Origin of the sequence: Sinomonas terricola (assembly GCF_034931225.1) — a bacterium.
In the GTDB taxonomy this organism is placed as follows: Bacteria; Actinomycetota; Actinomycetes; order Actinomycetales; family Micrococcaceae; genus Sinomonas; species Sinomonas terricola.
In genome coordinates, this window is the sequence record NZ_JAYGGQ010000020.1 from 59,813 (window position 1) to 68,248 (window position 8,436).

Sequence of the window (8,436 nt, forward strand, 5' to 3'; positions counted from 1 at the left end):
CAGCTCCCGGAGGCATCGCCCGCGGCGGCACATGCCTTGGGGACCGCCACGGCTGCCCTACAAACAGCCGGACGACGACTACCACGAGCAGCACAAGGATCAGGACCAGCAGGATGGCGAGCCACGCGACCCCCATGCCCGGCCCTGCGAAGCGAATCATCGCAACCTCCACTTTCCCAAGGTGGCGGCCACGGCCCCCTCACCGCCATACCACCAGCGTAGGGCGGCTGCCCGTGAAGGGACTGTGGCGCTCCCCCGAGTTCGCCGAAAAGGCGCTAGAAGACTACCCCCGCTTCACCTCGATCTTGGTGCCCGTGCCCGCGGGCTGGACCGGGATCGGCACGCGGACCTCGAGGACGCCGTCCTTGTAGCTCGCCGTGACGTCGCCCTCCCTCGCGCCCTTGGGGAGCGGAAGCGTGCGCGAGAGCGAGCCATACCGGAACTCGGACCGATAGCTGCCCCGCTCCTTGTATTCGAGCTTCTCCTCGCGGTGCGCATTGATCCGCAGCTCGCCGCCCACGACGCTCACGTCGACATCGTTCTCGGGGTCGATCCCGGGCAGTTCGGCACGCACGACGAGCGCATCGCCGTCGACGACCTCCTCGACCTTGATCGACCCGGACGCGACGTCGCCCTCGAAGAGCCTTTCGATCAGGTCGAACGGCGTCCTGCGCCCCTCGAACCATTTGGCCACGTCAGACATGATCGCCTTCCTTCTCGCTGCCGGCCCGGTGCCCTGAGGCTGGAGGCAGGCGTGCGGCCGGCGGCAGCGCCCGCCACTTCCAGCATGGCGAGACAGGCGGGCGCACAAAAGGGACCAAAGCCCGAAGTTGGCGCTACCCCGTGTTGCGCAGGCCGGCGGCGACGCCGTTGATCGTGATGAGCAGCGCGCGCTGGAGGCGCTCGTCGATCTCGCCCTCGCGGAGGGCCAGCGAGCCGTCAGTCTCGCGGATGCGCCGCAGGAGCTCGACCTGGAGGTAGCTGATCGGGTCGAGGTACTGGTCGCGGATCTCGAGCGTGCGCTTGAGCGTCGGAGAGACGTCGAGGAGCTCGTCCTCCCCCGTGAGCCGCCGCAGCTCGATCACGGTGAGCTCGTACTCGGCCCGGATGTCCTCGAAGATGTGGTGCAGCGGCGGCGGGACGAGCGTCGAGACGTAGTGGGAGGCAATCTCGAGATCGGTCTTCGCGAGCGTCATCTCGACGTTCGACATGACGGACTGGAAGAACGGCCACCGTTCCTGGAGCTCGCGGAGCTCGGCGTCCTTCCCGGCCTCGCGCGCGGCGCGGAGCCCGGAGCCGACGCCGAACCAGCCGGGGATGATCTGCCGCGACTGCGTCCAGCCGAACACCCACGGGATCGCACGGAGCCCCTCGAGCCCGGCTCCCGAGTCGGGCCGCTTCGACGGGCGCGAGCCGATGTTGAGCTGCCCGAGCTGCTCGACGGGCGTTGACGCGACGAAGTACGCGGGGAGGTCCGGATCCTCGATGAGCTTGCGGTACCGGGCGAACGCGGCATCGGAGATGAGGTCCATGAGCTCGCCGTAGCGCTCGCGCTCGTCGGTCGTGGTGCGGGGCGCGCGGTGCAAGGCGGAGCCGCGCATGACGGCCGCGAGGGAGAGCTCGAGGTTCTCGCGGGCGAGCTCGGGCAGCGAGTACTTGTCGCTGATGACCTCGCCCTGCTCCGTGAACTTGATCTCGCCTTCGAGGACGCCGTTCGGCTGGGCCAAGATCGCATCATACGTGGGTCCGCCACCGCGGCCCACGGACCCGCCGCGGCCGTGGAACAGGCGCAGCCGCACTCCGTGGCGCGCCGCGACGTCGCGCAGCTTGCGCTGGGTCTTGTGGATCTCCCACTGGCTCGTGAGGACGCCGGATTCCTTGTTCGAGTCCGAATAGCCGAGCATGACCTCCTGCACGTCGCCGCGGAGCCGCACGATCTCGCGGTACGCGGGCTCGGACAGCAGCTGGTCGATGATCTCGGCCGACGCGCGGAGCTCCTCGACCGTCTCGAGGAGCGGGGCGAAGCCGATGTGCGCGTAGGCCGCATCGCCGTGGAGGCGCACGAGGCCGGCCTCGCGGGCGAGGAGGGCGGGGGCGAGGACATCGTCGGCGCCGCGGGTCATGGACACGATGTACGTCTCGATGACGTCCGGCCCGTACACGCGGCGGGCCTGCCGGATGACGCGCATCGTCTCGTACACCCGCGCGGCGTGGCCGGGCAGCTCGACGGGGTGTCCCGACAAAGGACGGCGGCTCCCGAGCTCGAGCGCGAGGACGCGGCGGCGCTCGGCGCGCGGGAGCTCGAGGTAGGGCCGCGAGAGCTCGCCGAGCGGGTCGAGGAGCAGGCCCACGGCCTCGTGGTGGTAGTCGGCGTGCTCGCGGATGTCGACCGTCGCGAGGTGCAGCCCGAACGAGGCGACGACGCGGCGCACGGTGGCCAGCACGCCGTCGGCCGCGAGCTGGGCGGCATGCCGGCGCAGCGAGCGCTCGAGGATCGCGAGGTCCTCGGCGAGCTGGGTCGTGGCGGCGTAGTCGCGGCCCGGCTCGTGGGCCGTCCCGGCCGCAACGCGGCGGCCCGTGTTGAGGAGCTTCGCCTTGATGCACGTGAGCTTGAGCCGGTAGGGCTCCTGCGCGTTGATCTCGAGGACACGCTTGTCCAAGCCGGGCAGCTTCGCGAGGTCGGCCTGGATCGAGTCGAGGAGCTCCTGCTCGACCCCCGTGAGGGCCGTCGAGTTGGAGAGCATGCTGATGAGCTCGTCGACAAGCTGCACCGCGATGCGCACCGCCTGCTGGCTCTGGAGCGCGAGGATCTCGCGGGTCACCTCGGGCGTGACGTTGGGGTTGCCGTCGCGGTCACCGCCGATCCACGAACCGAAGCGAAGGGGCGACGACGACGCCGGGAGCGTCACGCCGTGCTCGGCGAGGAGCCCCGAAAGGTCGTCAAGGACCTCGGGCAGCGGGCCCGCAAGGATCTGGCCGAGGTAGTAGACGGCGTTGCGCGCCTCGTCGACCGGGGTCGGGCGGACCTGGCGCAGCTCGTCGGTCTGCCACATCTGGTCGATGATCTCGGCGAGGTGGCGGTCCTGCCGGCGGCGCAGCGTCGTGCCCTCGGAGGACGGGACGGCGAGGATCTTCGAGACGGCGCGGAGCTTGTCGAGCACCGAGCGGCGCGACGCTTCGGTAGGGTGGGCCGTGAAGACGGGGCGGACGTCGAGTTCGTCGACGACTTCCTGGAGCAGGTGGGAGCCGGCCTGGTCCGCGATGTCCCGCACGGCCGAGGCGAGCCACCCGTCGTCCTCGGACCGCGTCCTGAGCTCGCGCACCCGGTGCAGCTGCTCGGCCGCGTTCGCGAGGTGGAAGTAGAACGCGAAGGCCCGCACGAGCTCGGTCGCCTCGTCGAGCGGCAGGGAGGCGAGGAGCTCGCGGACCTGGGCGGCGACGTCGGCCGCGTTCCACGGCCCGAGCGCGCCCGCGCCGCCGCGCGCGGCCTCCTTGGATTCCTTTGTCAGGAGGCGGACCTCTTCGACGAGCCGCAGGAGCTCGGGGCCGTGCTGCCGCACGAGCGACTCGCCGAGGAGGGTCGAGACGCGGCGGACGTCGGCACGCAGCTCGGCGGCGGGGCCGGGGCCAATGTCGGAAAAGGGCATGCGGGCACTCCACAGGTTCGGGGCTCGTACGCGACGCCGGATACTGTGAGCCGGAGGACATTCCAGCGCCTGAGAATACAGCAGCCCGCGCGAGCGCGCGCCGCGTGTCCGCATGCTGGCAGACTGCGGCCGCGGCAACCGGACGCCACCGCTACGCTGGAATGGTGCAGTCCCCCCTTCCCGTGCGCGATGGCGTCAACGCGACGCGCCTCCGCCTGCCCGCGGAGGGGCCGTGGGAGACCGCGCTCGACTACATGCTGCACCGCTGGGGCCACATCGACCCTGAGGGCATCCTGCAGAGGTTCGACGACGGCGAGATCGTCGGGGCGGACGGCTCGCCGCTGCATCGGGGCACCCCGCTCGAGGAGCACACCTTCATCTGGTACTACCGGACCCTTCCGGCCGAGGAGCGGCTCCCAGTCGAGCTGAGTGTCCTGCACCGCGACGAGCACCTCGTCGTCGTCGACAAGCCGCACTTCCTTCCCACGACGCCGGGCGGCGCGTACATCCAGGAGTCGGCGCTCGTGCGGCTCCGCAACGCGCTCGAACTCCCCGACCTCGTGCCGATGCACCGCCTCGACCGCATGACCGCCGGGATCCTGCTCTTCGCCGTCAACCCGGAGACGCGCGGCAAGTACCAGGTGCTGTTCGAGCGGCGGGCCGTGCAGAAGGAGTACGAGTGCGTCTCCCGGCTCCCGGGATCGGACGACGGCGAGCGCGCGCTTGCGCGGTTCGGCTGGCCGGTCACGGTGCACAACCGCATGGTCAAGTCCCGCGACTACCTGCTCGCCGAGGTCGTCGACGGCGAGCCGAACGCCGAGACACGCATCGAGCTCGTCCGCACCGCCGCCGACGCGGCCGGGGGCGTCCGCGCGCTCTTCCGGCTCGAACCGCACACGGGCAAGACGCACCAGCTCCGCGTCCACATGGCCGGACTCGGCGCCGGGATCATGCACGACCCCTTCTATCCGGTACTCCTCGACAAGGCCCCCGACGACTACGGCCGCCCTCTCCAGCTCCTCGCGCGGGCCATCCGGTTCCGCGACCCGTTCACGCGTGAGGAGATCGAATTCCGCAGCGGGCTCACGCTCCAGGAGGCCCCGCCGGCCGCGTGACCCCCTCGCCCACAGCCCACGCCGCCCCGGGGGCCGGGTCATTGGCGGGCCCTGAGATGTGGGCCACACTGGAGCCATGAGGATCGAGATCGTCACGGGTGACATCACCACGCGCCACGTCGACGCGATCGTCAATGCCGCCAACAGCTCGCTCCTCGGCGGCGGCGGCGTTGACGGCGCCATCCACCGTGCGGCCGGCCCCGAGCTCCTCGCCGCGTGCCAGGCCTTGCGGGAGAAGGACTACCGGGACGGGCTCCCCGTCGGCCAAGCCGTCGCGACACCCGGGTTCAGGCTTCCGGCCAGATGGGTCATCCACACCGTGGGCCCCAACTGGCACGCGGGCCAGCGCAGCCCGCATCTCCTGCGTTCGGCCTTCGACGAGAGCCTGGCCCTCGCCGACCGCCTCGGCGCGGGATCGGTCGCGTTCCCCGCGATCTCGGCGGGGATCTACGGGTGGGATCCGCGCGTCGTCGCCCGGACGGCGATCGACGCCGTGCACGAGGCCGAGACGAAGGTCGTCCAGCTGGTCGAGTTCGTGCTGTTCACGCCGGACATGGCGGACGTGTTCACGGCGGCCGCATAACCCCCACCGACTAGACGGGAAGCCATTTTCCTCGCCTCCGGCGGAGCACCCGCAGGACGCCCGTCGTCGCGACCTCCTCGACGGCGTCGTGCATCGCGAGGGCGGATTCGCGCGCCTGGGCGGCTTCGTCGTCGTCGGACGCTCCTTCGACGAGGAAGCGCAGGGTGACCTGGGGTATCCCGCGGACGACGTCGAGGCTCGTCGCCTCGACGAGGTGACGCGAGGCGAGGGCATCCTGTGCCGCCTGCATGACCCGCTCGGGCGGGTTGCCCGGGCGGAGGCCCGTGATCTGGAGGACGGCTCGGAAGCTCGGCATCCAGCAAAAGTATCCTTAATCGGTGACGCTCCAAGACTCCCTCCTGGGCTTCGCGGCGCTCGCCGCGCTCATCACCGTGATCCCGGGCACGGATACCGCCCTCGTGCTGCGCTACACCCTGAGCCAAGGGCGCCGCCACGCCTACATGGCCGCGTTCGGCATGATCTCCGGGGCGTTTGTGTGGGGTGCCGCGGCCGCGACGGGCGTCTCGGCACTCCTGACCGTCTCGACCGTCGCCTACGATGTGCTCCGCTTCGCAGGCGCCGCGTACATGCTGTGGCTCGGCGTGAGCCTGTGGCGCGCGTCCTTCGCGAGGAAGGACGGGACGACGGACGACGGCGGCCAGCCCCTCCGCGGGCTCCCCCACCTGAGCTACGAGCCCCTGGGCCGCACGTGGGCCAAGGGGCTCGTCTCGAACCTGCTCAACCCGAAGTACGGCATGTTCTGCATCGCCGTCATCCCCCAGTTCCTCGTGCCGGGCGTCCCGCCCGTGTGGATGGGCCTCATGCTCACGGTCGTGAGCAATGTCGAGGCGGTCGTGTGGTTCATCGTGATCGTCGCGGCCGCGCATCTCTTCCGGAAGTGGCTCGAGGGCCCGGCATTTCGGCGCTGGATCGACCGCGTGACGGGCACCGTGCTCGGCGCGTTCGGCGTCGCAGCCGTGCTCGAGGCGCGGCACGCAGCCTAGGCTGGAACCCCGCCGATTCGCCCCCGCAACCCGGTCGATCCGCCTGTTGAGGGCGCGCGGCCGCGAGCCTACACTGCTGCCGTCCACAGGGCTTCTCAGAGGAGGCAGCGATGAGCGTCGAAGAAGTCAAGGACGTCGACGACAAGGCGATAGCGGCGTGGGACAACCACAACCCGTCAGGGCTTACGGATCTGCTTGCGGAGAGCTTCACGTTCACAGATCCGAACATGCCGGAGCCGATGACGTTCAGGGAGCAAGTGCAGGCGTACATGACCGCGTGGTTCACAGCCTTCCCGGACATGCACGTCAACACGCTGCGCAGAGTGGTCGCGGAGAGCGAAGTCGCGGCCGAGCTCGAATTCACGGCCACCAACACCGGAACCTTGGCGTTCGGCGACCAGGAATTTCCGGCGACCGGGCGCAGCGTGAAGGCGACTGGAACATATTTCGCTACTATCGAGGGCGGAAAGATCGTCTCGATCTCTGTCCATCCCGATGTCGCGAGCCTCATGAACCAGCTGGGCCTGCCGGCGGGCGCCTGACCGCGGCGACCGTACCACCTGCATGACACGTCGAGGAGGCCCCGCAGCCCGCCGCTGAGGGACCTCCTCCTCTCCAGAGCCCTTCCCTTCGCACCGGACGGACACCGATGAGTTCTTCATCCTCCCAGGCCACCTCGCCCTCAGCCCCTCAGCCGCAGCCAGTCCCGGCGGCCCCGGCACCGCCGAACATCCACGAGCGCGCTCTCATCATCTGGTCGTCGATCTTCCCTCTCGTCGCGATCGGGCTCTGGGTGTTTGGCCCGCTCATGGCCGGTTGGCACCCAGTGCTGCGCGCGTTCGCCCTCACGATCGTGATCGTCCCGACGGCCGTCTACCTCGTGGTGCCTCGCTTCACGAAGCTGTACCTGCGCATCGCACGACGGCGGTGACCGCCCCGGGCGCGGATACGCGACGGAGAACCGTGCCCAGACTCTGGGAATAGCCCGTTCCCGTGCGGCATTCTGTGAGCATGACCGACGCCACGCCTGCCACGTCCACAGCCCCCAGCGAAACCCACGACGCCCAGCAGCTCGCCCGCTGGCACCGATTCCGCGACAACCGCAACAACGCCCTGGCCGAGGAGCACGGCTGGCTTACGCTCACCTCGTTCCAATGGCTCGAGCCCACCCCGTCGCCCGTCGAGCTCGTGCCCGGCCTGTGGTCCACCTCAGAGTCCGTGGGCCTCGAGACGGCGGTGCTCACGGCCCGCGCGGACGAGGGTCTCGTGTTCGACGAGGAGGGCGATCCCGTCGACGGGACGTTCAGCGCACATCTGACCGAGGACGAGTCGCTCAACTGGGTGCGCTATGGCAGCATCGTCGTCGAGCTCGCGATGCGGGGCGGCCGCTACGCGATCCGCACGCGCGACTCGCAGTCGCCCACCCGTACCGAGTTCCGCGGAGTCCCCGTCTTCGACTACGCGCCGGAGTGGGTCATCGAAGCCCAGTGGGAGCCATACCCCGCGCCGCATAAGGTGCCGATCTCCACCGCGAACCCGCTCGTCGAGGGTACGCACCTCTCCGCGGGCGAGGTCGTGTTCCACCGGCACGGCCACGAGTACCGCCTCCAGGCGGAGCAGGGGAAGCTCGGCGACCTCACCATCACGTTCCACGACGAGACGAACGGCAGCACAACCGACGATTGGCGCAAGGTCACGACGGCCCGCCCTCGCCCGGACGGAACCGTGACCCTCGACTTCAACCGTGCGATCAACTACCCGAGCGCGTTCACGCCCTACGGCACGTGCCCCATGCCGGTGCGAGACAACTCGCTCGACCTCGCGATCGAGGCGGGCGAGAAGATGCCGGACGCCGGAGAGTAGTTTCGCCGCGACCGACTGCTCTGCTGCGCCGTCGCGGTCCTCTGGAGTACGAGAGGTGGCCACGCGTGGTGCGAGAGGTGGCCACGCGTCCCGAACCTCTGGGCACCCTCGACGCGTGGCCATCTCCCACCGACGCGTGGCCATGTCTCGCCCAACGCATGGCCATGTCTCGCCCAACGCATGGCCATGTCTCGCCCAACGCATGGCCATGTCTCGCCCAACGC

The 8,436-nt window shown here is 69.9% G+C and carries 9 protein-coding genes; 6 read left to right on the forward strand and 3 right to left on the reverse strand.

Features of this window, described 5'->3' with window-relative positions; all coding sequences use genetic code 11:
* Positions 1 to 283: 283 nt before the first annotated feature.
* Both SPF06_RS20155 and ppc read right to left on the reverse strand, forming a co-directional pair.
* On the reverse strand, positions 284 to 703 hold the full coding sequence (locus SPF06_RS20155) for an Hsp20/alpha crystallin family protein (protein ID WP_323280953.1): 420 nt from the start codon (positions 701 to 703) through the stop codon (positions 284 to 286).
* Positions 704 to 836: 133 nt separating this feature from the next.
* Positions 837 to 3,647 (reverse strand): phosphoenolpyruvate carboxylase, encoded by a 2,811-nt coding sequence (ppc, locus tag SPF06_RS20160; RefSeq protein WP_323280954.1) that lies wholly within the window; start codon positions 3,645 to 3,647, stop codon positions 837 to 839.
* A gap of 164 nt (positions 3,648 to 3,811) precedes the next feature.
* Between ppc and SPF06_RS20165 the strand changes: the two genes are divergently transcribed.
* Positions 3,812 to 4,762: a pseudouridine synthase gene (locus SPF06_RS20165; RefSeq protein ID WP_323280961.1), complete on the forward strand. Its 951-nt coding sequence runs from the start codon at positions 3,812 to 3,814 to the stop codon at positions 4,760 to 4,762.
* Positions 4,763 to 4,838: 76 nt separating this feature from the next.
* On the forward strand, positions 4,839 to 5,345 hold the full coding sequence (locus SPF06_RS20170; protein WP_323280955.1) for an O-acetyl-ADP-ribose deacetylase: 507 nt from the start codon (positions 4,839 to 4,841) through the stop codon (positions 5,343 to 5,345).
* A 10-nt stretch (positions 5,346 to 5,355) separates the two neighbouring features.
* Here SPF06_RS20170 and SPF06_RS20175 read toward each other — a convergent pair whose 3' ends face one another.
* On the reverse strand, positions 5,356 to 5,661 hold the full coding sequence (locus SPF06_RS20175) for a hypothetical protein (protein ID WP_323280956.1): 306 nt from the start codon (positions 5,659 to 5,661) through the stop codon (positions 5,356 to 5,358).
* Positions 5,662 to 5,683: 22 nt separating this feature from the next.
* Here SPF06_RS20175 and SPF06_RS20180 point away from each other — a divergent pair, with 22 nt between their 5' ends.
* From SPF06_RS20180 to SPF06_RS20195, 4 genes are all read left to right on the forward strand, one after another.
* Entirely contained in the window at positions 5,684 to 6,349 is a 666-nt protein-coding gene (locus SPF06_RS20180; protein WP_323280957.1) for a LysE family translocator, read from the forward strand.
* A gap of 110 nt (positions 6,350 to 6,459) precedes the next feature.
* Positions 6,460 to 6,891 (forward strand): ester cyclase, encoded by a 432-nt coding sequence (locus SPF06_RS20185; protein WP_323280958.1) that lies wholly within the window; start codon positions 6,460 to 6,462, stop codon positions 6,889 to 6,891.
* Between the two features lie 107 nt (positions 6,892 to 6,998).
* Entirely contained in the window at positions 6,999 to 7,280 is a 282-nt protein-coding gene (locus SPF06_RS20190) for a putative antibiotic biosynthesis monooxygenase (RefSeq protein ID WP_323280959.1), read from the forward strand.
* An 80-nt stretch (positions 7,281 to 7,360) separates the two neighbouring features.
* The gene (locus tag SPF06_RS20195; protein ID WP_323280960.1) at positions 7,361 to 8,212 is read left to right on the forward strand and encodes a DUF1684 domain-containing protein; all 852 of its coding nucleotides are present in this window, start codon (positions 7,361 to 7,363) and stop codon (positions 8,210 to 8,212) included.
* Positions 8,213 to 8,436: the final 224 nt, after the last annotated feature.

Bases quoted from the DNA above. Each gene is read 5' to 3' on its own strand.
- SPF06_RS20190 (WP_323280959.1), top strand. From the start codon at position 6,999: ATGAGTTCTTCATCCTCCCAGGCCACCTCGCCCTCAGCCCCTCAGCCG.
- SPF06_RS20195 (WP_323280960.1), top strand. From the start codon at position 7,361: ATGACCGACGCCACGCCTGCCACGTCCACAGCCCCCAGCGAAACCCAC.
- SPF06_RS20170 (WP_323280955.1), top strand. From the start codon at position 4,839: ATGAGGATCGAGATCGTCACGGGTGACATCACCACGCGCCACGTCGAC.
- SPF06_RS20175 (WP_323280956.1), bottom strand. From the start codon at position 5,661: ATGCCGAGCTTCCGAGCCGTCCTCCAGATCACGGGCCTCCGCCCGGGC.
- SPF06_RS20185 (WP_323280958.1), top strand. From the start codon at position 6,460: ATGAGCGTCGAAGAAGTCAAGGACGTCGACGACAAGGCGATAGCGGCG.
- ppc (WP_323280954.1), bottom strand. From the start codon at position 3,647: ATGCCCTTTTCCGACATTGGCCCCGGCCCCGCCGCCGAGCTGCGTGCC.
- SPF06_RS20155 (WP_323280953.1), bottom strand. From the start codon at position 703: ATGTCTGACGTGGCCAAATGGTTCGAGGGGCGCAGGACGCCGTTCGAC.